Genomic DNA, 26,987 nt, shown 5'->3' on the forward strand with positions numbered 1-26,987 from the left:
CGAGCTTGCTCGGCTGCTTTCGATTCCACGCCAGGAGCAGCCGAGCAAGCTCGGCCCTACAAACGATACAACCATGGCGGGCCGGGGCCCGCCTTGTTTACTCGGCTTTCAGCGCCGTTATCGCAGCCGCAGGCAAGGCTTCTCCCTTGCGCACCCGCGCACGCTTGGTCAGGCGCGCGGTGCCGCTGCGCATATCGTCCAGAATCGCGTAGATAGTCGGCAGGAACAGCAGGCTGACCACCGTGGAGAACGCCAGACCGCCGGCGATGGCGCGCGCCATCGGGTAGTACGGCGGGCCATCGCCGCCCATCTGCGTGTTGCCCCAGGCGATGGGGATCATCGCCAGGATCGCCGTGCCCATGGTCATCAGGATGGGCCGCAGGCGTTCGCGGCTGCCCTCCACCAGCGCATCGGTCCGGGTCATGCCGCGACGCCGCAGATTGTTGATGTGCTCGATCATCACGATGCCGTTGTTCACTACCACGCCCATCAGCACCAGGATGCCGATGAAGGCCATGATGTTGAATTCGGTGCCGGTCAGCCAGAACAACCAGAACACGCCGAACACCGAGAACAGCACACCGCTCATGATCGCCGCCGGGAACAGCAGCGATTCGAACACCGCCGCCATCACGATGTAGATCAGCAGCAGCGCGATGACCAGGTTGGTCATCATCTGCGCACCCGCCTCGTCCTCTTCCTGGAACGCGCCGCCGTCGAAGGAATAGCTGTAGCCGGTGGGGAACGAAGCCGCTTTCAGGGTGTCCTCCATCGCCTTGCGCGCCTCCGGCACGGTGACCTTGTCGGCCAGGTTGGCCTGCACGGTCAGCGTGGTCTGACGGTTGGTACGCGAGATCTGCGTGGCCGCCGGGGTCACGCCGACATCGACCATGCTCAGCAGCGGTACCGTGCGCCCGTCCGGGGCACGGACCATGAAACTGTCCAGGTCTTCGATCCCGTACTGCTCGGCGCCCGCGAACCGCACCCATACCGGCACTTCGCTCTCGCCGCGGCGGAATTCCCGCAGCGGCGCGCCACGCAATGCGATGCCGACGAAGCTGGCCACGTCGTTGGCGCTGAAGCCGAACGCGGCCGCCCGCTCGCGATCCACCCGTACCGACAGTTCGCTGTTCTGGTCGCCCGCATCCACGCGCACGTCGCGCAACTGCGGACTCTTGGACAGCATCGGCACGATGTCCTTGGCGATCTCCGCCAGGGTCTCGGTGGAATCGCCCACCAGTTGCACCTGCACGTTCTGTCCCGGCTGGCCGCCTCCGCCGCCCTGGCCGCCGTCGTTGCCGATGCCGATGGTGGCGCGCGCGGACTTGGGCAGCTCCTTGCGGATTTCGTCGATCAGGGCCTTGGTGTCGTCGTTGTCCAGTTCGGTCATGTCGAACTTGATGCGGGTGCCCGCATCGCCCTGTTCGCTGTACCAGGAGTAGATCTGCTCGACATGGAAGCGCTTGCGGTTGGCATCCATGAAGTTCTCGATCTTCAGAACTTCGTCGGACATCTGCTTCAGGCTGTAGGAACCCTTCCACTGGTAGAAGATGTTGGTTTCGCCGCCGTCGTCGCCGCCGAACATGTTCTTCTTGGTCAACACCATCGGCACGATGCTGACCATGATGATCAACAGGATGCCCATCACGCTCCAGCCGCGATGCTCCAGGGTCCAGCGCAACAGCCCGGCATAGCGCTTCTGCATGCGCGGAATGATGCCGTTGGTGTTGCCCACCGCCGGCGGGGTTTTCAGGCGGGCCGACAGCATCGGGATCAAGCTCACCGCCACCAGCCACGAAGCCAGCAACGACACCGAGATGGTGATGGCGATCTGCGACAGGTAGATGCTGAGGAAGTTGCGCTCGCCGAACAGGTTGGGCACGAACACGATGCAATGGCACAGCGTGCCGGCCGACAGCGCGATGGCCACGTGGCGCGTGCCTACGATGGAGGCCAGACGTGGCTGGTCGGGCATGCGCTCGCGTTCCTGGTAGATGCTCTCCACCACCACCACCGCGTTGTCCACCAGCATGCCGATGGCCAGCAGCAGGCCCATCATCGACAGGATGTTGAGGGTCACCCCGGCGAAATACATGAAACCCAGGGTCATGATGAAGCAGATCGGGATGGCCAGTGTGACCATCATGGTCGAGGGCCAGTGCCGCAGGAAGAAGAACAGCACCGCGATCGACAGCACCAGACCGATGCCGCCGGCCTCGGCGAGTTCGATCAGCGAAGTGGTGACGTTGTCGCCCTGGTTGTCGATGACCTTGATCTGCAGGTCGTTCAACGAAGGTTCCTTGCGGATTTCCTCGACTTCAGCCAACGCGCGCTTGGAGACTTCGACAAGATTCGCGCTGCGCTCCTTGAAGATGTCCAGACCCACCGCTTTCTTGCCGTCCAGGCGCCGGCCCAGGGTCGTGCGCTCCTGCTTCAAACGCACCTCGGCGATGTCGGACAGACGCACGCCGTTGTTGCCGATCACCAGGTCGCGCAATTGCTGCAGGTCGGTCAGCTCGCCGACCGGCTGCACGCGCAGTCGGCTCCCGCCATCGGTGATGGTGCCGGCCGAGACCGAGAAATTGATCGCCTGCAGGCGCGTGGTCAGATCGTTGAGGCCCAGGTTGTGCGCGGTCAGGCGATCCTGGTCGATCGCGATCTCCACCTCATTGGCCTGGGCACCGGAGATATCCACGCGCGCGACACCGGGAATGCGCTCGATGCGCCGCTTGAACTCGCGGTCGATCATGTCGTAAGAGCTGGCCAGGTCCATGTCGCTGGCCAGACGCACGCGCAACACCGGCTGATCCGTGGTCGAGAACTTCAACACCAAGTAGCGTTGCAAGTCGTCCGGCAGATCGTCGCGGATGGCGTCGATGCGCTCGCGCGCATCGGAGGCGGCGATGGCGACGTCCCGCTCCCAATCGGTGAACTGGATGAAAAGCTGCGCGCCATCGGCATTGGCGCTGGTGTCCATGCGCTTGATGCCGGGCATGGTGGACAGCGTCTCTTCCACCGGCCGCAGCACTGTGCGCTCCACTTCCTCGGGTGTCGAGCCCACATAGGGCAATTGCACGAAGATGAAGGGCGGCGACACTTCCGGGAAAGCCTCCAAGGGCAGACGGAACGCGGCGATAAGCCCGATCGCGGTCAACGACACGAACAGCATGATCGCGCTGACCGGCCGCTTGATGCTCAGTTCGGCGATGCTCATGCGGGTTCGAGTCCTTCACTGTCCGCTTCCAGGGACGCGCGATGCAGGCGGCCGCGTTCGGTGTAGTACTCGTCCGAACGGCGGTCCAACAGGTCGTACACCACCGGAATCACGACCAACGTCAGCAGCGTGGAAACCAGCAGGCCGCCGATCACGGTGATCGCCATCGGCGAACGCACTTCCGCGCCTTCACCGAAGGCCAACGCCAGCGGCAGAAAGCCGAACAGCGTGCACAGGGTGGTCATGATGATCGGACGCAGTCGCGACCGGGCACCTTCCACCAGTGCTTCGCGCTTGGCAACGCCGGCTTCGCGCAACTGGTTGACCTTGTCGATCAGGATGATGGCGTTCTTCACCACCAGGCCGACCAGCAATATCAGACCGATGAAAACCACTACCGACACCGGCGAACGCGTCAGCAGCAACGCGAGCACCGCGCCCACCAGCGCCAGCGGGATGGTGAACAGGATCACGAACGGATGCAGCAGCGATTCGAACTGTGAAGCCATCACCAGGTAGACCAGGAAGATCGCCAGGCCAAAGGCGAACAGCAGCGCTTTGACCGACTCGGCGAGTTCCTCGCCCTGCCCGCCGATGTGCATGCCGATGCCGGCGCCAAGATTGTTCTCGGCGACCATGTCGCGCACTTCGTTCACCGCACCGCCCAGATCTATATCGCGCAAATTGGCGGAGACGATGGCCACGCGCACCTGGTCGGCGCGATGGATCTCGCTGGGGCCGGTGGTGGAGACCACCTCTGCCACCGACTCCAACGTCACCGGACGCGAACTGCCCGGGTTGACGATCAGCTTGCGGATGCTTTCCACCGAAGCGCGATCCGATTCCTGCGCACGCACCAGCACGTCGATCTTGCGGTCGCGGAAGCTGTAGCGCGTGGCCACGTCGCCGCGCACCTTCTTGACCACTATGTCGGCGATCTGGCGCGTGGTCAGGCCCAGTGCACCGGCGCGGTCCTGGTCGAAGCGGATCTGGATTTCGGGGAAGCCCTCCTCCACCGTCGACTTGACGTCGGCATAGTGCGGGTTGGCGCGCAGCATGGCCGCCATCTTCTGGCCGGCGCGCTGGATCGTGTCCAGATCCTGACCGCGCAACTCGATTTCAAGCGGCGTGGAGAAACTGAAAAGCTCGGGGCGGCGGAAATCGACTTGCACGCCCGGGTGGTCCTTCATCGACGAACGCAGCTTTTCGGTTTCATCGGCTTCCAGCTGCTTGCTGCCGCCGTCGGCCATCACCACGGTGATCTTGCCGATGTTCTCGCCGCTCTCGGTGGGGCTGGCATCCAGCCGCGTACCGGTGCCGCTGACGCCGTATAGCGCGCGGATGCCTTCGTCCTTGGCGTGCACCTCCTGCAAGCTGCGCACCAGGCCGTCGGTTTCGCGCAAGGGCGTGCCCGGCGGCAGTTTCACCGTCATTTCGAAACGGTCCTGCGCCAATTGCGGAATCAGGTCCGCGCCCAGCATGGGAACCGTCAGCATGGTCAAAGCGAAGGCGGCGGCGGCAAAGCCCAACACCAGCCAAGGCCTGCGCAGCGAGCCTGGCAACAGTTTCATATAGCCACGTTCGGCACCGTCGTAGGGCATCATCGCCAAGTCGCTGGCCTTGCGCATGACTGGGCCAACCGTGGCTACCAGGATGCGCCAGAGGCGTACCAGCAGCCAACTCGTTCCGAAGAAAATCGGGGCGCCGCAGGCCGCAAAGAACAGCACTACGATCCAGAGCGGCAGGACAAGCGCGATCCGCACCGGCAGCAGCAGAAACCACAGCCCCCAACGCAGCGGCACAGACCAGCGTTCCATGTACGCGGGCCACCAGAACACCCACGGCTTGCCGACCACTGCGGCCTTCAGGCACCCCAGCACGAAAAGAACCGGGAACAGGAGAATCGCCAGTACCCAGGCCAATACACGTGGCAAACCGAAGCCCAAAGGCAGCTTCGTCACACCGAAGACAGTCGAGATGGCAGCTGTCATCAGCGACGAACGCGGATGCGGCATTTCTTCGGGAAAAGCCATCGGCGGCCTGCCCTTCAATGCGCTAAGCATCGGGATCAGCGTCATCGACACCACCAGCGACACCGCGATGGCGATGGCCACGGTCAAGGCCTGGTCGCGGAACAGCTGACCGGCGATACCCTGCACGAACACCAGCGGCAGGAACACCGCGATGGTGGTCAAAGTGGAAGCCACCACGGCCATGCTGACTTCGCGGGTGCCGGTGATGGCAGCCTGCAGGATGCCCAGGCCGCGTTCGCGCGCCTTGGCGATGCTTTCCAGCACCACGATGGAGTCGTCCACCACCAGGCCGGTGGCCAGCGCAAGGCCGCCCAGCGACATCACGTTCAAGCTCAGGCCCAGCTGGTCCATGAAGAAGAACGTGGTGACGATGGAGGCCGGCAACGACAGCGCGACCACGAAGGTGCTCCAGCCGTCGCGCAGGAACAGGAAGATGATCAGGATCGCCAGCAAACCGCCGATCACCGCGTCCATCTTCACGTCGCTGATGGCGTGGCGGATGAACTGCGACTGGTCGTCGATGGTGGTCAGCTCGGCATCCGGCGGAACCAGCGTTTTGAGCTGCTCGAGCTTCGCCTGGATGGCATCGGCCGTGGCGACCGTGTTGGCATCGCCTTCCTTGTAGATCGCCAGTTCGACCGCTTCGCTGCCGGCCAGACGGATGATGCCTTCGCGCTCCTTGTAGCCCTGGCGCACGTCGGCGATGTCCTTCAGGCGCACCGGCATGCCGCCGGCGATGGTGCTGGACGATGAGGAGTTCGCGCTCTGCACCGAAGCCGCCGCCGCCATGGCCGCCGCATCGCCGGTGGAGGCGGCGATGGCCGCCATCTGCGCCGCCGCGCTGGCAGCGGCGTTGCTGCCGCCGCTCTGCGTGGTGACCAGCATGTTGCGGATTTCTTCGACGTTGGCGAACTGATTGACCGTGCGTACCAGATAACGCTGCGAACCCTGCTCCAGGCGGCCGCCGGAAATGTTGATGTTCTCCTGCTGCAGGCGCTGGATCACCGTGTCGATAGGCAGATTGAGCTGCGCGAGTTTCTGCTGGTCGATATCGACCTGGATTTCGTCTTCCAGGCCGCCGCCCACCTTGACCGCGGCCACGCCCTCAACCGGCTCCAGCTTCTTCTTCAGGTCCTCGTCGGCATAGCGGCGCAGCTCGGTGAGCTGGCGCACGGAATCGGCCTCGGTCTTGCCGGCGACTTTCGACGACAGCGCAAGCCGCATGATCGGTTCGGTGGAGGGATTGAAACGCAGCAGCACCGGCGCCTTGGCTTCCAGCGGCAGCTGCAGCACTTCCATCTTGTCGCGCACCTCCAGGCTGGCCTGGTCCATGTCGGTGCCCCAGGCGAATTCCAGCACCACATCGCTCTGGCCGGTACGCGAAACGGATTTCAGTTTGCGCAGGTTCTTCACCACGCCGACGGCTTCTTCCACCGGCTCCGAAATCAAAGTCTCGATTTCCGAAGGCGCAGCACCGGTGTATTCGGTACGCACGGTCAGGGTGGGATAGCTGAGGTCCGGCAGCAGATTGACCTTCAACGCGGCCAGCGCGATGCAGCCGAACAGGAACATGGTGACCCAGAACATCGCCACGGTGACGCGGCGGCGCGTGGAGAATTCCACCAGCCCGCCGCCGGTCAAAGCGGCAGGCGGCGCCAGAGGATCGTTCGCTTCGGGGCCCGCAGCTCCGTGATCCGGAGCCCCCCGGTCAGGGCCGTGGCCGCTCATTTCTTCTTACCGGCTGCTTCAACCTCCACCTTGGCGGTGGCGGCCTTCTTCTTGGCATCGCCGATCACCTCCACCGGCGTGCCGTCGCGCAGCGCGATCTTGCCGGCGGTCACCACGCCATCGCCCGGCTTGAGACCTTCGCGGATTTCCACCCACTCGCCATCCATGTAGCCCAGCTTGACCGGAACGCGTGCGGCCTTGCCGTTGCGCACCGCGAACACCGCCGGGTCGCCATCGTCGTCCAGCAGCGCTACGCGCGGCACCACCAGCGCGTCGGCGCGCTTGTCGTAATCGATCTTGATGCGTCCGAACATGCCCGGCTGCAGCAGCCCGTCGCCGGCGAAGGCGCAGACCACCCGGAAAGTGCCGCTACCGGAATCGACCACCGGCGCGATGCGGTCCACGACGCCGGTGAAAGTCTGGCCCGGCAGCGCGTCGGCGGCCAGTTCGACCGGCTGGCCCGCCTTGAGCGTGGAGATCTCGCGCTCGGGAACGTTGAGCGTGGCTTCCAGCCGCGAGTTGTCGACGATGCGGAAAATAGGCGTGTTGATCTGCACGAAGTTGCCGGTCTTGATCGAACGCGAGGCGATCACGCCCGAGATCGGCGCCAACACGGTGGTGTAGGAAAGCTCCAGCGTGGCCATGGTGTACTGGGCGCGCGCGTTCTCCAGATCGAACTTGATCTGGTCCACGTCGTTGGCGCTGATCATCTGCTGGGTGACCAGTTGCCTGGCCCGGTTGTAGTTGTTTTCCAGCTTGTGCATCTGCGCCGAAGCCTGGGCCACGGCCAGGCGCGAACGGTCGGGATCCAGCCGCACCAGCGGCTGCCCGGCGTGGACCGTTTGCCCTTCTTCCACCAGCACCGCCAAGGCCACACCCGAGGTCTTGGCCACCACCTGCGATTCTCCGCGCGGTTCCAGCGCCGCGGTGCCCGTATAGCTGGCCGCGACCGCGCGATGGGCCGCCTTGGCCACCTCCACCGGCACCGCATCCGGACCCTTGGGCGGATCGCCCGGCTTGGCCTGGGCTTCTCCATCCCCTTTCTTGCACGCGGCAAGAGCGAACACGAAAACGCAGATAAGCGCGGACGCACGGAGCGCGCGCGAAGGAAGACGGCCTGCAGTGAAGTCGGGTCGAGACATGGTGGTACCGGGTGGTTGTTAGGTGTTGTACATAGGTATATCACCCAAGTACAACTCCGGCATGCGCCGAAGGTCATGGTGACTTGCGTCGCGCGATATGTTGACTGCTGCAAAAGACAACGGCGCGAAGGGCGCGATCAGGTCGGTTGCGTCCGCCCGGATCCTGCATGGATGGCAGGTCTTGGGAGTCGCACGCTATACTTGCCGAAGCCAAGCGCTGCGGTTGGACGTAGCGCGCGCAATGAGAGAGTCCCGGATTACGACATGATGCGACCGCTACCGCTCGCCGCTTGCCTTGCCTTGGCCGCCGTCCTTTCGGTGGCCGTCGTTACACCCCAACCCCCTCCCCCACCGGCCGACAAGCCCGCCGAGGCAGCGCCCGCTCCTGCTGCCGCTGCGCCAGCCCCGGCAACGCCCGCCGTACTGGTCGGCAATGCCCAGGCCGGCCGCACCCTGGCCTATACCTGCCAGGGCTGCCATGGCGTCGAAGGCTACAAGAACGCCTATCCCAGCTTCCACGTACCGCGCATCGGCGGCCAGTCGGCCGAGTACCTGACCCAGGCGCTGACCGAATACAAGAAAGGCAACCGCAAGCACCCGACGATGCAAGCCCAGGCGCAGAGCTTCTCTGACCAGGACATCGCCGACCTCTCCGCCTATCTCTCTTCCGTGAAGTAAGCCGCCCATGTCGAACGCCGTGCACGCCCCGCGTCTAGCCATCGCCCTGCTCGCCGCCCTCGCCCTGGCCGCCTGCTCCCAGAACAACGAAGTCGCCGCCGAAGATCCCGGCCATGCCAGCGGCGAACATGGTTCCAGTTCGTCCGCCGGTCTGCCCGATGGCCACATCGCCGCCGGCGAGAAACGCGCCCAGGTGAAGAGCGAAGCGACCAAGCAAAGCTGCATCGACTGCCACGGTGCCGAAGGCAATGCGCCCATCGATCCGACCTACCCCAAGCTCGGCGGCCAGTACGGCGACTACATCGCCCACGCGCTGCAGGCTTATCGCGCGGGCGACCGTCAGAACCCGCAAATGACGCCGCAAGCGGCAGCGCTGACCGACCAGGAGATTTCCGACCTGGCCGCCTACTTCGGCTCGCGTCCCACGAAATTGCGTGACCTGCACGGCGTCGATTGAGAGTCCTGCAAACGCAAAACGAACGACCCCCAGCCAGCTGGGGGTTTTTTTTGCGCGGACATATCGCGGTAGCTGACTGGTGGCTGCCCGCTGCTCTTTCCTACCCATCCGCCGGCCTCGGACAGATCGTATTGACATACTGTGCATTGCACAGTAATGTGCGCCAAACTCTATTAGGTACTGAATGGTGGAAGCCAACCCAAACCCGATCCCCAAGCTGGAGCTGGAGCTCCGCCGCGGCGCGCTCGTGCTGGCGGTGCTCTCCCAGCTGCGGGAGGTCCAGTACGGCTACTCCTTGCGCCAAGCCCTGGCGCTACGCGGCATGCCGATCGAGGAAGGGACGCTTTATCCCTTGCTCCGCAGGCTGGAAGGCCAGGGCCTGCTGGCCTCCGAATGGCGGATCGAAGACGGTCCGCCTCGCCGCTACTACCGGCTTAACGACGCTGGCGAGGCGCTGCTCGTCGAATTGACGGCCACATGGAACGCCCTGGTCGGGACCATGGCCGGACTACTTGAGGGGAGTGAGAAATGAGCTCGAACGATGTGATCGAAGCGTATGTAGCCGAGGTGATGCGCCGCCTGCCCCGCAAGGAGCGCAATGAAATCGGCCTGGAGCTTCGCGACTTGCTTACCCAGATGCTGGCCGAGAGAGCGCAGGATGCGGCCGCCGATGAGGTGGTCTTGGACATGCTGCGGGACTTCGGCACGCCCACCGAAGTCGCAGCACGCTATCGCCCGCCTGGTGTGGTGATTATTCCCGCCGAGCAGACCAGAACCTTCGCCCTGCTCTCGCTCGGAGGCATAGCTCTGCAGTGGGCGTCGACCTTTCCTCGCGTGTTCGATGGACAGCCTTTGGTCGCCTGGTGGTTCACCTGGGGCCTGGGCGCTTTCTGGTGGCCCGGCTTTCTGGCGATGATGTCGCTGATGGGCGTTTTTGCATGCCAGCTGGGCATGTTCAAGCCGACCTGGAAGTCTCGCACCGTCGATCCGGAGCGGATCAACCGCACCTCGATGGCCTTCGGGCTGGCCGGGTACGCCATCGGGGTGGCGCTGATGATCTGCATGCCCTGGATAACCGCCGTGATGCCCGAGCCGATGCCGCGAATTTTTGCTTTCGATCCGACGTTCCTGCGCGAGCGGGCACCGCCGGTGATCCTGCTGTGGCTGGGCGGCTTCGTTACCATGTTCGTAGCCATGCGAAAGGGCCGCTGGTCGAAACTGACGCGAAATCTGTCCGCCGCTTTCGGCCTGGGATTCGTCGCGCTGCTTGTCTGGTGGATGACAGCCGGAGATATTTTCCTGTCGCCGGCGACCGACGAAGGCGCCAAAGGCGCCCTGGGATTGGTCGTGGCCATCATCGTGGCGGATCTTGCCTACAGACTGTACCGTCGACGTCCGCGGATGCACGCACCGAAGATCAAAGCGTCGGGGACCTAGCCCCCAACCTGCGCATGGATGGGAACGCGGCCTGGCAATGCCGGCCGCGCCAAGCCGATCAACTGTCGGTGGGGATCGGATTGCGCTTGACCGGAATATCCGGAGGCGGCCTGGCCACGGCCGGCTGCTCGTTGAGGTTGGGATCGAACAGACTGCAGGCTCCCCCGACCTGCAGCACCGACACCACGCACCTTACCCGCTTGTTGGTGCCGGGAATCTTCATTTCCACTTCGCGGATATTGCGGCGCACCCACTCGGCCAGCAATGACTCGTTGGTTGGACGCCAGTACTTGTCGAACATGCTGGGTTCGTAAGGGAATTCCGGACGCTCCATCCACTTGCTGGCACGGTCGGCATCGGCGCGCTGCTGCTGTTTGGAACCGGGCGCGCCGGGACGCGCCGTGCTGCCGGTGGCGTTGGACGGCACGCGCACGCTGCCATCGGCATTGAACAGACCAGGACCATTGCCCGCACGGCCGCCGGTCGTAGAACCGGGCGTATTGCGGGTGGAGTCGCCCCAGTCGTCCCCGCGGGTCGGCGTGGCCAGACCGCCCGGACGGTTTGCCGCAGCTGAAGAACCGGAAGCGGTCGCGTTCGGTTGCGTGCCCTGCTGCGCGCTCGGTGCGCGCGCGGAATCGCCGGCGGTGGAAGGACTCGTCGCAGTGGCGGTACTGCTGGAAGAAGCCGTGCCACGATTCGGCGCTGCGATCTCGACCTGACGCACGCTTTGCGCAGGCGCGCGCAGCTCGGGCGCTGCGATCGCACGCGATGGAACCTGCACGCTGCGAATCTGCGGCAACGGCGCGGCGATCTCCCGCTGCCGTACTTCCTGGGTGGGTTGTGCGATCTGCGGCGTCGCGATTTCGCGCTGCGGCAACTCGCGCTGCGCCGGCGGCGTTTCCACCACCGTGACCTCGCGCGACGGTACGCCCAACTCCCGCGGTTTGAGTTGCGGCGGCGCGATTTCCAGCGAACGTGGAGTAGCGGGCGGCAATACGAACGTACTGGTCGGCTCGGGCGTTTCGGTCACCTGCACGTTCTGCTGGGCTACTGGCGGTGCGGGCGAAGGAACCTGTTCCTGCGGCAGCGCTGAAGCCTGCGCAGTCTCGGCCGGCGCGCCAGAAGAAGGAGCGGCCGCGGACTGCGCGGCGGCTGCGGCCGATTGGGATTGCGCCGCGGGCGGCCCACCGCCTTCTTCCTTGGGAGTTCCCTGCCCCATGAACTCGACCTGCACGCGGCTCTCGTCTTCGGCCGCTGGCGGAGGCGGCAATTTGATCATCGCCAGCAGCATCAGCAACAGCACGAACAGCAGGTGCATGAAGAAACTGATGCCGCCGGCGAACCAGCGCAGTCTGCGGTCCTCGCGCAGCGGCGGGCCCCAGTCCTGGTAGAACATCGAGCGGAAAGCCTGCCAGCGGTTCAACGCCGCCGGACGGCGCGGAGTTTCGGGCACGGGCCGTTCGGCGAATAGCCGGACGATGGCCTCGGCGCTGTCGTGACGGATCACGCCCAGCTTTTCCCTCAACGCGCGCAGCCACAGGCCCCAGCCGTAGGGCATTCCGGTGTGGCGTTCCAGGATGGGCGCTGGCTTGCCCGCCTGCAGCGCTGCGATGATTTCGGCGGCTCTCGTCACCGGGAAGCGGGAATCAGGCCGCGTTGTCGCGCGGGATGTACGGTGCGTCGCCGGTATCGTGATCGGTGACGTCGCGCACCGCGGTGACGCCGGGAACGCGCGCCATCAGGGTCTTCTCGATGCCCTGCTTCAAGGTCACGTCCGCCATGCCGCAGCCGTTGCAGCCGCCGCCGAAACGGAGCAACACCACGCCGTCCGCGCTTACCTGCTCCACCGCCACCCTGCCCTTGTGCTGGGCCAGTTGCGGGTTGATTTCGTTCTCCACCACCCACCGCACCCGTTCCACCAGCGAAGCCGATTCGGCCGGCGCCTGTCCCTTGATCTTCGGCGCCTTGATGGTGAGCTGGCTGCCGGCGCCCTGGGTCACGTAGTCGATCTCGGCGCCGTCCAGCCAGGCGACGCTTTGCGCATCGACATAGACGGTGAAGCCTTCGCAGTCGACCGCCCATTCGTCGCCCGCCAGATCGCGCGGTTCGGCGAACTCCAGACGCGCGTCGGCGCGCGCGGTGCCCGGATCGACCGCGCTCAGGCGCACGCCCAGGCCGGGCAGCGCCTCGCGCTCGATCAGCTTGCGGAAATGGGCCTGGGCGGTGTCGGAGATATGGATCATGCGGCTATTCTAGCCACCCTATTGTTAGACGCTCATTCGAGCACATAACGGCATGGATGTTACGTTCAGCCAATCCACGCCGAGGAAGCCCCCATGTCCGACCTGATCCCCCTGGCCCAAGCGCACTGCCTGCCGCTCAAGGGCAGCGAGCACAAACTCACCCAGGCCCGCGTGGCCGAACTGATCCTGGAAGTGCCGGACTGGGACCTGGTCGAAGAAGGCCGTGCGCTGTGCAGGACCTTCCATTTCGACAACTACTACCAGACCATGGCCTTCGTGAACGCGCTGGCCTATATCGCCCATGCCGAGGACCACCACCCCGATCTTGGAGTGCACTACAACCGCGCCGTCGTGCGCTACTCCACGCACGATGTGGGCGGCCTGAGCGAGAACGACTTCATCTGCGCGGCCAAAGCCGATCTGCTGGCCGGCTGATGCCGCCGGTTCCCGTACTGGAGCGTCCATTGGAGACATGCATTCCATGAACAACCGATTCCATTCCAAATCGCCGCCAGCGCTCTTCGGCATGCTGGCGATCGGCGCGTTGCTGTCGGCCTGCAGCGCCGATTCGCCCCCGCCGGCACCGGTAATCCCTTCGACCCAGGTAACCGCGCTGAACACACCCATGCCGCACTACCCCGCCGAACTGGGCTGTGCGGGCATTGGCGGCATGGTCATGCTGAATCTGACCATCGGCACGGACGGCAAGCCGGCAAAGGTGGAAATGCTTGCCAGCAGCGGCCAGGAGGCGTTGGACAGGTCTGCGCTGGAAGGCGTGAAGTCCTGGCAGTTCGAACCAGCCACGCGCGGCGGCAAGCCGATAGTCCAGGGCATCCGGGTGCCGGTGAATTTCAAACCGCCGCAGATACGTCCCAACGACTGTTTCAGCCTGGACGAACAGCGCTAACCCATGAATCCTTGTAGAGCCGGGCTTGCTCGGCTGCTCTGCTGCATTCGTTAGGCGACCGGATTCAAGAGCAGCCGAGCAAGCCCGGCTCTACAACGCGCGATCCGGATTTGGATAGCACCGGGATTCAGGCCAGACGATCCAGCGCCGCCGCCAGATCGTCGGCCAGCGGTGCGTTCAACACATAAGGCGACTTGCCGCCGTCGAGCGCGAATTCCAGCGACGCCGCATGCAGGAACAGACGCTTCAGTCCCGCCTGTTCGCGCAACCGCTTGTTGACCGCCTCATCGCCGTATTTGTCGTCGCCGGCCACGGGATGGCCGATGTGCTGGGCATGCACGCGGATCTGATGGGTGCGGCCGGTTTCGATCCTGACTTCGCAATAGGAATGTCCGCCGCGCCGTTCCAGCACCTTGAAATGGCTCAGCGATGGTTTGCCGATAGCGTTCACTTGTACGTGCCGTTCTCCGCCCTGGCGCAGACCCACGTGCAGCGGCGCATCCACGCTCATGACCCCGTCCGGCATGCGCCCCACCAGCAGAGTCAGGTACCGCTTGCGGATGCCGGTGCCGCCCTCCTCGCGCATCAGCGCCTGCAACTCGGTCAAGGCGGAACGCTTCTTGGCCACGATCAGCAGGCCGGAGGTATCCCGGTCCAACCGGTGCACCAGTTCCAGGTTCATGTTGGGCCGCAGCGCCCGCAGGGTTTCGATGGCGCCATGGCTGATGCCGCTGCCGCCGTGGCTGGCCACGCCGGTAGGTTTGTTCAGCACCAGCAGGCGCGCGTCCTCGAACACGATCGCCGCCTCCAGCCGTTGCAGGAACCCGCTCGGCGGCGGCGCCTTGTCTTCGGGATCGCTGAGACTGACCGGCGGAATACGGACCTCGTCACCGGACAGCAGCTTGCGGTCCGCCTTGGCCCGCCCTCCGTTGATCCGGACCTGCCCGCTGCGCACCAGCTTGTAGACCAGGCTGCGCGGGGCGCCCTTCAGCTGGCCCAGCAGGAAATTGTCCAGGCGCTGGCCGTCGCGGTCTTCAGGCACCTTGATGGTGCGAACGGCGGTCTTGGTGGCCCCTTCGGGCTTGCTTGCGGGGGGCTGATCGGTCATCCGTCTTTTATTCTGATACACTCGGGGGGCGAGATAAGGGTTTGATTTCGCTGGAAGTTAACCAGCATCTTCACGATGCTGCGGGCCAGAAGCCCAGCTTTCCGCGATTCCGGCAAAGTGCGTAGCCACCGCCCACGGGGCAGTGAATGTTACCGCGGCTGGTCGGCGAATCCGGACATCGCCCGATGCGTCAGACGTCGGTAGCTGAACACGCCCCGTGAGGCGCAAGGGTTATTCCCGAGCAGCCTCCGGTCCGAAACATATTTGTTAAATGAACCAAAGCGCTCCCGCGGCCTGCCGTGGTGTTGCAGCGCTGGAAACCAACCCTGCCCCGTTCGCGCCTGCGCGAGGGGTGGCGAGCAGTATCCAGAATGCGAAACCCACGGTGTTCCGCGCGGCAGCAGCGCGCGAGGAACGCACAATGAAACGTATGCTGATCAATGCGACGCAGGAAGAAGAACTGCGCGTCGCCATCGTTGACGGACAGACCCTGTACGACATCGATATCGAACAACCGTCCAAAGAACAGAAAAAATCCAACATCTACAAGGGCCGCATTACCCGGCTCGAGCCTTCCCTGGAAGCGGCCTTCGTCGAATACGGCGGCGAACGCCATGGCTTCCTGCCGCTGAAGGAAATCTCCCGCGACTATTTCCAGGCCGGCGTCGACCACAACAAGGCCGGCCTGAAGGAACTCCTGCGCGAAGGCCAGGAAGTCGTGGTGCAGGTCGACAAGGACGAGCGCGGCAACAAGGGCGCTGCCCTGACCACGTTCATCTCACTGGCCGGGCGTTACATGGTGCTGATGCCCAACTCGCCCACCGCCGGCGGCGTCTCGCGCCGGATCGAGGGCGACGACCGCGCCGAGCTGAAGAAAGCGATGGACGCGCTGGTCATCCCCGAGGACATGGGCGTGATCATCCGCACCGCCGGCGTCGGCCGCGACGCCGAGGAACTGCAATGGGACCTGGACTACCTGCTGCAGGTCTGGCGCTCGGTCGCCGAAGCCGCGCTCAGCAAGCCGGCCCCGTTCCTGATCTACCAGGAGTCGCGCCTGATCGTGCGCGCCCTGCGCGACTACCTGCGCGCGGACGTTGGCGAGATCCTGGTCGACACCCCTGAGCTCTACGCCACGGCGAAGGAGTTCATGGAACAGGTGATGCCGCACAACCTGCGCAAGCTCAAGCATTACACCGACGACATTCCGCTGTTCAACCGCTTCCAGATCGAGTCGCAGATCGAAGGCGCCTACGAGCGTAACGTGCGCCTGCCCTCCGGCGGCTCCATCGTGGTCGACCAGACCGAAGCCCTGACCGCGATCGACGTCAACTCCTCGCGCTCCACCAAGGGCAGCGACATCGAAGACACCGCCTTCCAGACCAACATGGAAGCGGCCGACGAAGTGGCCCGCCAGCTGCGCCTGCGCGACCTGGGCGGTCTGGTGGTCATCGACTTCATCGACATGTCCAGCAGCAAGCACCAGCGCGACGTCGAGAACCGCCTGCAGAACGCGCTCAAGTACGATCGCGCGCGCGTGCAGATCGGCCGCATCTCGCGTTTCGGCCTGATGGAAATGAGCCGCCAGCGTCTGCGTCCCTCGCTCGGCGAATCCAGCCAGATCGTCTGCCCGCAGTGCGAAGGCCACGGCCGCATGCGCAGCATCGAATCGCTGTCGCTGTCCATCATCCGCGTGGCCGAAGAGCACGCGATGAAGGAGAACACCGGACAGGTGCTGGTGCAGGCCCCGGTGCAGATCGCCAACTTCCTGCTCAACGAAAAACGCAACGCCTTGCGCGAGATCGAGAAGCGCCACGACGCGCCCATCGTCATCGTCGCCGACGAAGCGCTGCATACGCCGCACTACGAAGTCACCCGCATCCGCGAGAACGAACTGGGCGAGGAATCCTCCAAGCCCAGCTACCAGCGCAACACGCCGCGCAAGCTGCCGGTGCACGCGCTGACCAAGGCGCAGTTGAACATCCCCGCGCCCGCGGTCACCCACGTCAAGCACAGCCAGCCCGCGCCGATCCGCGAAGAGCGCGAGGAAGCGGCAGCGCCCGCTCCGGCATTCGTCAAGGCGCCCGCTTCGTCCGCACCCGCAGCAGCCGCCTCCGGCGGCGTAGTGGGATGGTTGAAGCGCGTGTTCGGCGGCGGCTCCGGCGAAACCTCCAATGCCACTTTGGCCGAGCAAACCCGCCAGCACGAAAACCGCCAGCGGAATGACCGTGGCAACGACCGCAACAATGGCCAGCGCCGCGACGGCCGCGGGAACCAGCAGAACCAGGGCCGCGGCAACGCGGGCGGTCAGCGCCGCGACGAGCAGCGCGGTCCCAAGCCGCAGAACGCGCAGCCCGCCGCTCAGGGCGGCCAGCAGCAGAAGCAGCGCAACGAACAGCCGCAGAAGCAGCAGCAACAACCCAAGCAACAGCAGAACCAGCCCAAGCAGCAGAAGCCGCAGAACGAAGCGGGCCAGAACAGCGGCCGTCCGCAGCGGCCGCCGCGCAACAACGAAGCGCCCAGGCAGCCCCGTCAGGAAACGGCCGAAACGGCCGATCTGGCCGCAGCGCCCGCCATCGCAACGACGGCAGCGGTCGCAGCGACGGCGGCCGCGCCATTGCCTGCCACTGCTCCCGTCGCTACCGGCAACATCGCGCCTGCACCCATCACTACCGCCACCGATGAAAAGGAAGCGCCTTCCGTGCAGGTTGCGGCCGCCAACGATTCCAGCGAGGGCGGAACCGCAGATGCCGGGGACGGTACTGGCCGCCGCCGCCGGGGTCGTCGCGGCGGACGCCGCAGGCGCCGTGGCGCGGGCGAAGCCGGCGCCAGCAATGAAACCAGCGGTTCAGAGGATTTCGGCGACGACGAACAACCCCAGGTCATCATCGCCAACGGCTCGCAGCCCGAGTTCGATTTCGATGACGAAACGCCTGCCGCCAGTCCCGCCGCACGTCCTGCTGCTCAGGCGCCCGCAGCGCCGGTGGTGGCTACGCTCGCCGTTGCCGCACCTGTTGCCGAGCAGGTCCGCCCCACTCCGGAAGCGGCCACGCCCGAGCCAGTTGCTGTTGCTCCGGCGGCAGTCGAAACGCAGTCGGCAGCCGTAATTGAAACGCCGCAGTCAGCAGTAGCCGCATCGGCGACACCGGCCGTCGAATGGAAGACTGAATCCGCCGCTGCACAGACCGAGTCCTTGGCGACCGCCACGCCGGCCGAAGCCAATGCGACGGCTCAGGAAATCCTGAAGAACGACACCGTCGAGAGCTTCACGCTGGTCGAGAGTCCGGCCCCTGCGGAAGCGGCCTCGATTGTCGCGCAAGCCGCCGAGCCTGAAACCACGTCTGAAGTCGTGCACGAAGTCGCCGAACCGACCCCAGCGCCCGTGGCCGCCGTCGAGCCGCCCAAGCCCGCGCCCGTGCGGCCGGCGGTCGGCAATACCGGTTCGCTGTTCTTCACCGCCGATGCCGACACGCCATCTTCGGTCACGCGGCATTTGTTCGAGCCCATGCCCGCCCCGCAGCCGGCGGCGGTCGTGGAAAAGCACGAAGAGCACGACCTGCCCCTGCTTGCCGAAAACGATGAAACGGCCAGCGAAGAAAAAGACCAGGGCAGCGAACGCAGCGCCTGATCAGGCAATCAGGCATCCCGCGTGTTCGCTACAGCGAATGCGCGGGATCCAGCAATCCGTACTGCGCGGCCAGCCGCGCCAGTGCGATGTTGTCCTGGATACCGACCTTCTGGAACAAGCGCGTCTTGTGCGTGTTCACCGTCTTGGCGCTCAGGCTGAGGCGTTTGGCGATGTCTTCCTGCCGCAACCCCTGGATCAGCAGCATCGCCACCTCCAGTTCCCGGGGCGACAACCCGTCGAAGGGCGAGGCGCTTCCGCCCACGTTGGAAAGCGCCATGTTCTGCGCGACATTGGTGCCCAGGTAGCGCTTGCCGCGCGCCACTTCGCGCACCGCGCGCAATAGTTCGCCGGCATCGCCGGCCTTGCCGATGTATCCGCAGGCGCCGGCTTCCAGCAGGCGTTTAGGCAGCGGGCCGTCTTCCAGCACCGACACGATGATCACCTTGGTTTCCAGATCGCCGCGGGCGATGCGCTCGGTGATTTCGAGCCCGCTCATTCCCGGAAGATGCAGATCGCACAACACCACATCGGGTTTCAGGCTGCGTATCTGGCGCAACGCGTCTTCGCCATTGTCGGCGTCGCCCACGACCTCGATGTCCACTTCGCCGGCCAATATCATTTTCATGCCGGTTCGCACCAGCGCATGATCGTCGATCAGGTATACGCGTATCGTCATCCTTGTTTCCCCTCAGTGACACTCCCATCGCGAGAGTAGCTTCGGCAATCGATACGAAGCAACTCACACTTTCCTTTGGGAGCAGTGAAAAACAAGACCAAACAACGTAACCAACGTTTCGCAGCAATGGATATTGCGGGCATTCTACTTATTCGTTCCGGTCGCGCATCCTCCAGCGGTCACGCTTCCTTCAAGCGACCCGCATCCCGTAGGTCGGGGCTACGCCCCCGACGCATGGGAAACCGGCCTGCTCTGCAAGTCGGGGACGTAGCCCCGACCTACGGGATGCGTTTCAGCGGTTGCCGGCGTGCGTAAGTCAGACTGCGCCACAACCATTCCATCGGACCGAAACGATAGCGCGACAGCCACCAGCGACTGAAGAGTATCTGCGCTCCGAACAATACGATCCACGCCGACAATATGCCGACAAGACCATATCTGGGTCCGACACCCAGCCCTGCGCCATAGAACACCGACAGGCACACTGCCGTCTGCAACAGGTAATTGGTCAGCGCCATGCGCCCCACCGGGGCCAGCGCACGCAGATAGCGCCGGCATGAAGCATGCAGGAACAGCAATGCGAAGCCAGCAGCATAAGCGACGCCAAGAGCCAAGGGGCCGGTGCGCAGGACGATGCGCAGCAACGCCAATCCCGGTTGCCCCGCGAAAGCCGAAATATTCGTTTCCAGCGACTCCTCGAAATACCCGAGCCCCGTCGCGGCCATGCCGATGATCGCGGCGGCGGTGAAGATGCGGTGCAGCAGCTCCCGGTGGATTTCCGGCCGTTGCAGCAAGCCTGCGCGACCGGCCCAATAGCCCAGCAGAAAACGTCCGAAGACGAACGGCCACACGTCCCACCAGACCACGTAGGCCCAGTTGGAAAAAACCGCATTCTGCGCCAGCGCCGTCGTCCAGTGCGGGGATGAAAATGCCGCCAGGTTGGCCCTCTCCATCGTTTCCTGCGCAGGCATGCCTTTCAGCAGCGCCTCCATCCACGGTTCGATCAACGCCGGAAGCACCAGCGCCACCGACAAGCCCAGCGACAGCAATGCGCGCGACGAAAGCTTGCGGCAGAGGACCAGCAGCAAACCCATCAGCGCATAGATCAGCAGGATGTCGCCCCACCAGAACAGGTAGGAATGGATAAGGCCGAACAACAGCAGCACGCCGGTCCTGCGCAGATACAGCCGCAGTCCGGCCGAGCCCCGCGTTTGCGCGCGCTCCAGCTGCAGGGCGAAGCCCAGTCCGAACAGCATCGAGAACAGCGTGATCGCTTTTCCCTCGACCAGCAGCGATTCGATCGCATCGGCCACGCGGTCGAAACCGGCGGTGGGCAGCGCCGCCCGCGCAGCATCGTCCAGGAAAGCGTAGAGGGTGAAAGAACCCAGGTTGACCAGCAGCACGCCAGCCAGTGCGAAACCGCGCAATGCATCGATCAGTTCGAGGCGCTCGCCTTCCGCGCTGGGGTTTCCGTATTGCGTTGGGGGAAGCTGCTGCATTGCTGTTGCAAACGTCTTCCGCAACGGAAACAGGCCGTTCTCAGGCCCCGAACCACCCCTTGCCACGGGCTTCTTCGAGCCTGCTTTGCAGGTAATCCCACAATGCGGGACAGCCCATCTCGATCGGCAGCCCCACCCGAGCCACTACTCGCTCGTAACTTATCCCGTTCTCGCGCCAGCTCTGCCCTGCGTTGGCCAGGTTGAGCAATACAGGCATGGCGCGGTCGGCAGCATTGGCGAAACGGGCGTCTGCGGTTTCGCCGCTCTCGAACTCCTTCCATAGCGCCATGAACTCCGCACCCTGCGCCTCCGGCAGCAAACCGAATATCCGCGTCACCGCAGCCAGCTCCGCGGCCTTGCGGTCTTCCCAACCGCCTTCGACGAACACCATGGTGTCGCCGGTATCGATCTCGCCGATGTCGTGCACCAGCAGCATGCGGATCACCCGGTCGATATCGACCGCAGCTTCGGCATAGGACGCCAGCGACGAAGCCAGCAACGCGATCTGCCAGCTGTGTTCGGCGGAATTCTCGTAGCGATCCGCATCCCGGAGACGGATCTTGCGCGTCACGGCCTTGAGCTTGTCCAGCTCTAGTATGAAATCGATGATCTGTTGCATGCCGTGGCTCGTCTGAAGGGAATCCGATCCTGTCAGCGCAAGACGCTCGACTAGTAGCGTGGCGATCCATGCATTGGCAGAGAGAGTGTGGGATTCGAGCCCACGGTGGTATCGCAATCACGTCGGTTTTTAAGTGAAAATATTCATACTTTTCAGTATCTTACATCACATCTCCACACCACCCCACCCAATAAAACCAGCTGATTTACACCTGCACACGAATCGCCCCAAGTGCCGCAGATTGGGAGCGTTTTGCCAAATTTGTCCCAGGAATGCGCAAAGCGTACCCTCTTAGCTGGAAGTAAGGGGGACGGTCTATGGCAGTGAACTTGGTGAGGGACTGCCCGCATTGCGGCGTAGCAAATTCTTCGTTCAACCATTTGGCGACCCGCACGCACCCAGGGGCGAGAGAAGCGACCGCTGTGTTCACATGCAACCGTTGCTCGGAAGCCCGTTGCGTTTCCATGAAGACAGGTGGGAGCGACATGTCCTGGATCAGCTCCCAAGTGGGGGATTTTGATATCGGAATGCAGCAAAGTCATCATTGGCGAATTCACTTGGAGTATCCCGAAGCCAAAGCAGTTACCGCCCCAGAACATATTTCTGCAGCAGTGCGGCGTTGCTTTTTGCAAGCGGGGGAAGCGGCCCTTCGGAATCACTTTGACGCGGCGGGGTCAATGTATCGAAAATCAATAGATCTTGCGACTAAAGAGCTTGATATCAACTTGGCTGGCAAGCTTCTTTTCCAGCGAATCAACGCACTTCACGCTGCCGGCAAGTTGACCGATGACCTAAAAGAATGGGCCCACCAGGTGCGTCTTGACGGGAATGACGCTACCCATGAGGAGGAGGAGCTTACAGCAGACGACATCAAGACCCTTGCAAGCTTTTCGGAACTTTTCTTGACCTACACCTTTACCCTACCCCGCAAGATAGCAGTGCTCAAAGCTACTGAAGACATGGGATGAGGGGAAAGGGGCATAGAAGCCAATGGATTCCATGGAATTTCCCAAGCTAATCTGTGGCTTTAATCCAGCCAGCCCAGTGCTGGCTCTCAGGGCGCAACGCTCTCAGGTGCTTCACTCCAGCCACACCATCGAGCTACTGCGACTCCCCCAACCAAAAACACTGCGACTCAGCGTCGCATCCAACGCTATAGTATTGGCTGCTGAGCATCACGGCGCGATCGCACTGCTGATATCCCAGGCTCATTACTCAACGGCCCACGCTTTGATGAGGCCCTTAGTCGAAACAACGATGCGCGCGCTTTGGCTGACATATCTGGCCTCATTCACTGCAGTAGACGAACTTACGACGCGTCCTAGTGGGCCTGACCTAGATCGCATATGCCGCTATTTCGTAAAGGCAAAGCTACAAGGTCTGACGCCGATCGCGGAAGCAGTGCTGAAACAAGGAAATATGTTTCACAGCTTCGCGCACGCCGGCATTGAACAGCTAGTAAGGCGGCTACGAGGCTATCGGGAAGAAGAAGTTCTAGCTGCCCTTCTTATAGCGGACGTATTTGCCTCTGTCGCAATTGCGAACGCAGCCATAATCTTTGACGATACTAAATTGCATCAGCTTACCGAGATGAACGGGCATCCATTGGCAATGGAGAGTCACTACTACTTTCGCGGTCCTCTACCAGAACCGGGTTGGACGGGTACGCTGCCGGCGATGCCGAACTGGAATGATCCGAAATAAAGAAAGATCCAGAGAAGCATCTGGATAGCGAGTAATGGCCACAATCCTGTCTTGATCTGTGTGTATCGAACGACGGCCAGTAACCCACACCACTCCACCACCACCCATCCGCAAACATCACGATGGATAGCAAAGTCCTCCCTACCCTTGCTGTCTGGGAGTCGCGTCACGTTAGGAATCGGATTCCTCGCCCGTGTCGATCTTATGCTCAATGCCAGGCGCCCATTCTTCGGCGTCGATTTTCCGCGGGGAGGATTTGGTTGGCGGCGGCCCCGACAGTCGGCGCACGCGTACGCGCCAAGTCGTGCCGTTCTTACCAACGCGCTTCTCGATGGTGGCCAACTCTCAGTATCCCCAATTGTCCCAACTGGAACAGACACTGGGCCGACTTTAGGAAGAAATCAAGCAAAAATAAGGGTTTTGGCGGAGAGAGTGGGATTCGAACCCACGGTGGTATCGCTACCACGCCGGTTTTCAAGACCGGTGCCTTAAACCGCTCGGCCATCTCTCCGAAGCTGCTGGTGCAAGCGGCCCGTTGCGGGCCGCGCGGCATTTTCCCATGAAGCGGGCTGGCTTGCCTACGACGCCTTCTTGACCTTGATCTGGGGCAGGTCTTTGCCGTCCGCGGATTCTTCGCACTTGCCGCCGCAATCCAGACGCGAGGACTCGATCTCCTTGGGCAGATGCTCGGCCAGGAAATCGATGAACACCCGCACGGCCGGCAGCATGCCGCGGCGCGAGGCGAACACGGCGTGGCAGATGCCCTGCGGCAAGGTCCAGTCGCGCAACACCACTTCCAGCTCGCCTTTGCGCACCGATTCGGCGCACACCGTCTCCGGCAGCAGAGTGATGCCGAAACCATCCTTGGCCATCGACTGCAGCAGCGGAAAGTCGAAACCCGAAAGCCGCGGCTGGATATCCACCCGGACGATATCGCCGTCCGGACCATGCAGCTCCCAACGCTGGCGCGCTTCGTCCTCGCTGGTGCTGAGGGTCACGTGATCGGTGAGCTCGTCAGGATTCTTGGGCCGGCCCGCACGTGCCAGATATTTGGGGCTGGCGACCATCAACTGACGGATCTGGCCGAAACTGCGCATGACCAGGCTGCCGTCGTCGTCCAGCTTGGCGCGCACGCGCAGCGCCACGTCGTAGCCTTCGTTGATCAAGTCCACGCGGCGGTTGCTGACGTGCAGCTGCAGGCGGACCTTGGGGTACTTGTCCAGGAAGGCCGGCAGGATCTTCGGCAATTGCGTCTGCGCCACTTCCACCGGCACGCTGACGCGCACCACCCCGCGCGGCTCGGCGCTCAGACGGTCCACCACTTCGCGGGCGGCCTGTGCCTCGGCCAGCATGGTCTGCGCGTGGCGGTGCACGCTCATGCCCACGTCGGTGACCGCGAAGCGGCGCGTGGAGCGCTGCAGCAGGCGCACGCCCATGTCGGTTTCCAACTGACTGATGCGCCGGCTCAGGCGCGACTTGGGAATGCCCAATGCGCGCTCGGCCGCCGCGAAACCACCATGGTCCACGACCATGGCGAAGTAATAGAGGTCATTCAGATCCTGCATGGCAATAATTCCATATTCAGAACAATTAGTGATATTTAACCATCTTTATTCCATGAATACAACAATCTACTTTGGCATCCAACGCGGCGCCGCCGCTTCCTGAAGTGGATAGCCAACATGAAACTCCTGCACCTCGACTCCAGCGCACTGGGCACCGGCTCGGTCACCCGTGAACTCACCGCCGCCATCGTAGCCCGTTGGCAGGACAAACTCCCGCAGTTGCAGGTCGAATACCGCGACCTGGACAGCGATCCCCTGCCCCATCTGACCGGCCAGTCGCTGGCCCAGACCAATCCGGAAGAAGCGGCCGACGCGGCACGCACCATGGAACAGTTCCTGGCCGCCGATGTGCTGGTGATCGGCGCACCGATGTACAACTTTTCCATTCCTTCTACCTTGAAGGCCTGGATCGACCGCGTAGCCGTGGCCGGCAAGACGTTCCGCTATACCGAGAACGGGCCGGAAGGGCTTGCCGGCGGCAAGAAGATCATCATCGCCAGCGGCCGCGGCGGCATCCATACCGGTTCGCCGACGGATTTCCAGGAAGCCTATCTGCGCCAGGTATTCGGTTTCCTGGGCGTAACGGATATCGAGTTCGTGCGCGCTGAAGGCGTAGCGTATTCGCCGCAGCACCGCAGCGATGCTATCGCCGGGGCGCTGGCTTCCATTCCGGAGCCGGTGCGGCTGGCGGCATAAAGGGAAGCTGTTGTGCCGATCAAGGCGGGTCCGTTGATACGGGCCCGCTTTTTTTGGATGAGTACGTTGAATTCCGAATCGTCATCCCAGCGAAAGCTGGGATCCATCTTGATCCTGACCTTGATCTGATTTGCGCAAGACGGAAAACAGCAAAGACAAAAGCAAAGTCAAAATGGATCCCAGCTTTCGCTGGGATGACGTCGCTCTTTTTTTTGTGTCGGCTGGACGATTAAGCGATGGTTTCCGCACCACCCATATAGGGCCGCAGCACTTCCGGCACGGTGATGGAACCATCCGCGTTCTGATAGTTCTCCATCACCGCGATCATCGCCCGGCCCACGGCCACGCCCGAGCCGTTGAGCGTATGCACCGGCTCCGGCTTGCCGGTGGCGGGATTGCGCCAGCGCGCCTGCATGCGGCGGGCCTGGAAGTCCTCGCAGTTGGAGCACGAGGAAATCTCGCGGTAGGTGTCCTGCGACGGCAGCCAGACTTCCAGATCAAAGGTCTTGGTGGCCGAGAAGCCCATGTCGCCCGTGCACAGCAGCATGCGCTTGTACGGCAGGCCCAGTTTCTCCAGCACCACTTCGGCGCAGCGGGTCATGCGTTCGTGCTCGTCGTAGCTTTCGGCCGGCCGTGCGATGGAGACCATTTCCACCTTTTCGAACTGGTGCTGGCGGATCATGCCGCGGGTATCGCGGCCGTGGCTGCCGGCTTCGGCGCGGAAGCACATGGAGTGCGAGGTCATGCGCAACGGCAATGCGGCGTCTTCCAGGATATCGTCGCGGACGATGTTGGTCAGCGGAACCTCCGAGGTGGGGATCAGATAGCGCTTGGATTCGCCGACGATGGTGGCGAACAGATCCTCTTCGAATTTCGGCAACTGGCCGGTGCCGCGCATCGAGTCTTCGTTGACTATCAACGGCACGTTGGTTTCTTCGTAGCCGTGCTCGTTGCTGTGCAGATCGAGCATGAACTGCGCCAGCGCGCGGTGCAGGCGAGCCAGCTGGCCGCGCAACACGGTGAAGCGCGCGCCCGACAGTTTCGCACCCGCGTCGCCGTCCAGCCAGCCATGGCGCGCGCCCAGTTCCACATGGTCCTTGACTGCGAAATCGAAGGTGCGCGGGGTGCCCCAGCGGCTCACTTCCAGATTGCCGCTCTCGTCGTTTCCCGGCGGCACGCTGTCGTGCGGCAAGTTGGGAATGCCCAGCGCGATGGCCTCGATCTCGCCGCGGATGCGCTCCAGCTCGATTTCCGAAGCCTTCAGCTCTTCGCCGAAACCTGCCACTTCGGCCATCAGCGCTGCCGTGTCCTCGCCTTTGGACTTGGCCTGGCCGATCGCCTTGGATTTGGTGTTGCGCAGGTTCTGCAGTTCCTGGGTGCGGGTCTGCAATTGCTTGCGCGTGGACTCCAGCGATTGCAGACGTTCCACTTCCAGGTCGAAGCCGCGGGTGGCTTTGAGGCGTTGGGCCAGTTCGGCGGGCTGGGTGCGAAGCAGGGTCGGATCGAGCATGAAATGGATTCGCTGAAGTGGATTCGTGAATATCTGAAAACAAAAGAAGCTAGGCGTCGTCCCCGCGAAAGCGGGGATCCAGCGACTTCAAGCTTTCAAGCAAAGTCGCTGGGTTCCCGCCTTCGCGGGAATGACGATCGAAACGG

The 26,987-nt window shown here is 63.4% G+C and carries 21 protein-coding genes and 1 tRNA gene; 10 read left to right on the forward strand and 12 right to left on the reverse strand.

All coding sequences use genetic code 11. From position 1 onward, the window contains the following. Positions 1-97 precede the first annotated feature (97 nt). Genes CSC73_RS09640 through CSC73_RS09655 form a run of 3 tightly spaced genes read right to left on the reverse strand, consistent with a single transcriptional unit; the run spans position 98 to position 8,117 of the window. The gene (locus CSC73_RS09640) at positions 98-3,214 is read right to left on the reverse strand and encodes an efflux RND transporter permease subunit (protein WP_163840222.1); all 3,117 of its coding nucleotides are present in this window, start codon (positions 3,212-3,214) and stop codon (positions 98-100) included. Beyond that, on the reverse strand, positions 3,211-6,975 hold the full coding sequence (locus CSC73_RS18465) for an efflux RND transporter permease subunit (RefSeq protein ID WP_246197480.1): 3,765 nt from the start codon (positions 6,973-6,975) through the stop codon (positions 3,211-3,213). Before CSC73_RS18465 ends, CSC73_RS09640 begins: the two co-directional genes overlap by 4 nt. After that, positions 6,972-8,117: an efflux RND transporter periplasmic adaptor subunit gene (locus CSC73_RS09655; protein ID WP_163840223.1), complete on the reverse strand. Its 1,146-nt coding sequence runs from the start codon at positions 8,115-8,117 to the stop codon at positions 6,972-6,974. Before CSC73_RS09655 ends, CSC73_RS18465 begins: the two co-directional genes overlap by 4 nt. A gap of 267 nt (positions 8,118-8,384) precedes the next feature. Between CSC73_RS09655 and CSC73_RS09660 the strand changes: the two genes are divergently transcribed. The 4 genes from CSC73_RS09660 (at position 8,385) to CSC73_RS09675 (ending at position 10,689) form a co-directional block, all read left to right on the forward strand. After that, positions 8,385-8,795, forward strand: a complete 411-nt coding sequence (locus tag CSC73_RS09660) for a c-type cytochrome (RefSeq protein ID WP_163840277.1) — start codon at positions 8,385-8,387, stop codon at positions 8,793-8,795. A 7-nt stretch (positions 8,796-8,802) separates the two neighbouring features. Further along, positions 8,803-9,252, forward strand: coding sequence for a c-type cytochrome (locus tag CSC73_RS09665; RefSeq protein WP_163840224.1), 450 nt, complete (start codon positions 8,803-8,805; stop codon positions 9,250-9,252). Positions 9,253-9,436: 184 nt separating this feature from the next. Continuing rightward, positions 9,437-9,784 (forward strand): PadR family transcriptional regulator, encoded by a 348-nt coding sequence (locus tag CSC73_RS09670; protein WP_163840225.1) that lies wholly within the window; start codon positions 9,437-9,439, stop codon positions 9,782-9,784. An 11-nt stretch (positions 9,785-9,795) separates the two neighbouring features. Further along, complete coding sequence (locus CSC73_RS09675) at positions 9,796-10,689, forward strand: HAAS signaling domain-containing protein (RefSeq protein ID WP_163840226.1); 894 nt, start codon at positions 9,796-9,798, stop codon at positions 10,687-10,689. A gap of 58 nt (positions 10,690-10,747) precedes the next feature. Here CSC73_RS09675 and CSC73_RS09680 read toward each other — a convergent pair whose 3' ends face one another. Together CSC73_RS09680 and CSC73_RS09685 are read right to left on the reverse strand one after the other, a co-directional pair. Beyond that, complete coding sequence (locus CSC73_RS09680; protein WP_163840227.1) at positions 10,748-12,322, reverse strand: hypothetical protein; 1,575 nt, start codon at positions 12,320-12,322, stop codon at positions 10,748-10,750. 13 nt (positions 12,323-12,335) lie between these two features. Next, positions 12,336-12,932 (reverse strand): NfuA family Fe-S biogenesis protein, encoded by a 597-nt coding sequence (locus tag CSC73_RS09685; protein ID WP_163840228.1) that lies wholly within the window; start codon positions 12,930-12,932, stop codon positions 12,336-12,338. 93 nt (positions 12,933-13,025) lie between these two features. Between CSC73_RS09685 and CSC73_RS09690 the strand changes: the two genes are divergently transcribed. Both CSC73_RS09690 and CSC73_RS09695 read left to right on the forward strand, forming a co-directional pair. Further along, positions 13,026-13,367: a 4a-hydroxytetrahydrobiopterin dehydratase gene (locus CSC73_RS09690; protein WP_163840229.1), complete on the forward strand. Its 342-nt coding sequence runs from the start codon at positions 13,026-13,028 to the stop codon at positions 13,365-13,367. A gap of 46 nt (positions 13,368-13,413) precedes the next feature. Then, a complete protein-coding gene (locus CSC73_RS09695) occupies positions 13,414-13,839 on the forward strand; it encodes an energy transducer TonB (protein WP_246197481.1) in 426 nt (141 codons plus the stop codon). Between the two features lie 127 nt (positions 13,840-13,966). Here CSC73_RS09695 and CSC73_RS09700 read toward each other — a convergent pair whose 3' ends face one another. Then, entirely contained in the window at positions 13,967-14,947 is a 981-nt protein-coding gene (locus CSC73_RS09700; protein ID WP_163840230.1) for an RluA family pseudouridine synthase, read from the reverse strand. Between the two features lie 421 nt (positions 14,948-15,368). Here CSC73_RS09700 and CSC73_RS09705 point away from each other — a divergent pair, with 421 nt between their 5' ends. Next, positions 15,369-18,572: an Rne/Rng family ribonuclease gene (locus CSC73_RS09705; protein ID WP_163840231.1), complete on the forward strand. Its 3,204-nt coding sequence runs from the start codon at positions 15,369-15,371 to the stop codon at positions 18,570-18,572. A 28-nt stretch (positions 18,573-18,600) separates the two neighbouring features. Here CSC73_RS09705 and CSC73_RS09710 read toward each other — a convergent pair whose 3' ends face one another. From CSC73_RS09710 to CSC73_RS09720, 3 genes are all read right to left on the reverse strand, one after another. Beyond that, a complete protein-coding gene (locus CSC73_RS09710) occupies positions 18,601-19,248 on the reverse strand; it encodes a response regulator (RefSeq protein WP_163840232.1) in 648 nt (215 codons plus the stop codon). A 278-nt stretch (positions 19,249-19,526) separates the two neighbouring features. Further along, entirely contained in the window at positions 19,527-20,747 is a 1,221-nt protein-coding gene (locus CSC73_RS09715; RefSeq protein ID WP_163840233.1) for a DUF418 domain-containing protein, read from the reverse strand. A gap of 40 nt (positions 20,748-20,787) precedes the next feature. Continuing rightward, positions 20,788-21,366 carry an HD domain-containing protein gene (locus tag CSC73_RS09720; RefSeq protein WP_163840234.1) on the reverse strand — a complete coding sequence of 193 codons (579 nt, stop codon included), beginning with the start codon at positions 21,364-21,366 and terminating at the stop codon, positions 20,788-20,790. Between the two features lie 485 nt (positions 21,367-21,851). Here CSC73_RS09720 and CSC73_RS09725 point away from each other — a divergent pair, with 485 nt between their 5' ends. Next, positions 21,852-22,334, forward strand: a complete 483-nt coding sequence (locus tag CSC73_RS09725) for a DUF4145 domain-containing protein (RefSeq protein WP_163840235.1) — start codon at positions 21,852-21,854, stop codon at positions 22,332-22,334. A gap of 31 nt (positions 22,335-22,365) precedes the next feature. Then, positions 22,366-23,070, forward strand: coding sequence for a DUF6988 family protein (locus tag CSC73_RS09730; RefSeq protein ID WP_163840236.1), 705 nt, complete (start codon positions 22,366-22,368; stop codon positions 23,068-23,070). Positions 23,071-23,491: 421 nt separating this feature from the next. Here CSC73_RS09730 and CSC73_RS09735 read toward each other — a convergent pair. After that, a tRNA-Ser gene (locus CSC73_RS09735) sits at positions 23,492-23,581 on the reverse strand. Positions 23,582-23,648: 67 nt separating this feature from the next. Continuing rightward, complete coding sequence (locus tag CSC73_RS09740; RefSeq protein WP_163840237.1) at positions 23,649-24,635, reverse strand: LysR family transcriptional regulator; 987 nt, start codon at positions 24,633-24,635, stop codon at positions 23,649-23,651. Positions 24,636-24,752: 117 nt separating this feature from the next. Here CSC73_RS09740 and CSC73_RS09745 point away from each other — a divergent pair, with 117 nt between their 5' ends. Beyond that, entirely contained in the window at positions 24,753-25,331 is a 579-nt protein-coding gene (locus CSC73_RS09745; RefSeq protein ID WP_163840238.1) for an FMN-dependent NADH-azoreductase, read from the forward strand. Between the two features lie 229 nt (positions 25,332-25,560). On the opposite strand, the gene serS is transcribed toward CSC73_RS09745, so the two are convergent. Further along, positions 25,561-26,841: a serine--tRNA ligase gene (gene serS, locus CSC73_RS09750; protein WP_163840239.1), complete on the reverse strand. Its 1,281-nt coding sequence runs from the start codon at positions 26,839-26,841 to the stop codon at positions 25,561-25,563. Positions 26,842-26,987 lie beyond the last annotated feature (146 nt).

Origin of the sequence: Pseudoxanthomonas sacheonensis, assembly GCF_010093305.1 — a bacterium.
Taxonomy (GTDB): domain Bacteria; phylum Pseudomonadota; class Gammaproteobacteria; order Xanthomonadales; family Xanthomonadaceae; genus Pseudoxanthomonas_A; species Pseudoxanthomonas_A sacheonensis.

Bases quoted from the DNA above. Each gene is read 5' to 3' on its own strand.
- CSC73_RS09640 (WP_163840222.1), bottom strand. From the start codon at position 3,214: ATGAGCATCGCCGAACTGAGCATCAAGCGGCCGGTCAGCGCGATCATG.
- CSC73_RS18465 (WP_246197480.1), bottom strand. From the start codon at position 6,975: ATGAGCGGCCACGGCCCTGACCGGGGGGCTCCGGATCACGGAGCTGCG.
- CSC73_RS09655 (WP_163840223.1), bottom strand. From the start codon at position 8,117: ATGTCTCGACCCGACTTCACTGCAGGCCGTCTTCCTTCGCGCGCGCTC.
- CSC73_RS09660 (WP_163840277.1), top strand. From the start codon at position 8,385: ATGCGACCGCTACCGCTCGCCGCTTGCCTTGCCTTGGCCGCCGTCCTT.
- CSC73_RS09665 (WP_163840224.1), top strand. From the start codon at position 8,803: ATGTCGAACGCCGTGCACGCCCCGCGTCTAGCCATCGCCCTGCTCGCC.
- CSC73_RS09670 (WP_163840225.1), top strand. From the start codon at position 9,437: ATGGTGGAAGCCAACCCAAACCCGATCCCCAAGCTGGAGCTGGAGCTC.
- CSC73_RS09685 (WP_163840228.1), bottom strand. From the start codon at position 12,932: ATGATCCATATCTCCGACACCGCCCAGGCCCATTTCCGCAAGCTGATC.
- CSC73_RS09690 (WP_163840229.1), top strand. From the start codon at position 13,026: ATGTCCGACCTGATCCCCCTGGCCCAAGCGCACTGCCTGCCGCTCAAG.
- CSC73_RS09695 (WP_246197481.1), top strand. From the start codon at position 13,414: ATGAACAACCGATTCCATTCCAAATCGCCGCCAGCGCTCTTCGGCATG.
- CSC73_RS09700 (WP_163840230.1), bottom strand. From the start codon at position 14,947: ATGACCGATCAGCCCCCCGCAAGCAAGCCCGAAGGGGCCACCAAGACC.
- CSC73_RS09705 (WP_163840231.1), top strand. From the start codon at position 15,369: ATGAAACGTATGCTGATCAATGCGACGCAGGAAGAAGAACTGCGCGTC.
- CSC73_RS09710 (WP_163840232.1), bottom strand. From the start codon at position 19,248: ATGACGATACGCGTATACCTGATCGACGATCATGCGCTGGTGCGAACC.
- CSC73_RS09715 (WP_163840233.1), bottom strand. From the start codon at position 20,747: ATGCAGCAGCTTCCCCCAACGCAATACGGAAACCCCAGCGCGGAAGGC.
- CSC73_RS09720 (WP_163840234.1), bottom strand. From the start codon at position 21,366: ATGCAACAGATCATCGATTTCATACTAGAGCTGGACAAGCTCAAGGCC.
- CSC73_RS09725 (WP_163840235.1), top strand. From the start codon at position 21,852: ATGTCCTGGATCAGCTCCCAAGTGGGGGATTTTGATATCGGAATGCAG.
- CSC73_RS09730 (WP_163840236.1), top strand. From the start codon at position 22,366: ATGGAATTTCCCAAGCTAATCTGTGGCTTTAATCCAGCCAGCCCAGTG.
- CSC73_RS09740 (WP_163840237.1), bottom strand. From the start codon at position 24,635: ATGCAGGATCTGAATGACCTCTATTACTTCGCCATGGTCGTGGACCAT.
- CSC73_RS09745 (WP_163840238.1), top strand. From the start codon at position 24,753: ATGAAACTCCTGCACCTCGACTCCAGCGCACTGGGCACCGGCTCGGTC.
- serS (WP_163840239.1), bottom strand. From the start codon at position 26,841: ATGCTCGATCCGACCCTGCTTCGCACCCAGCCCGCCGAACTGGCCCAA.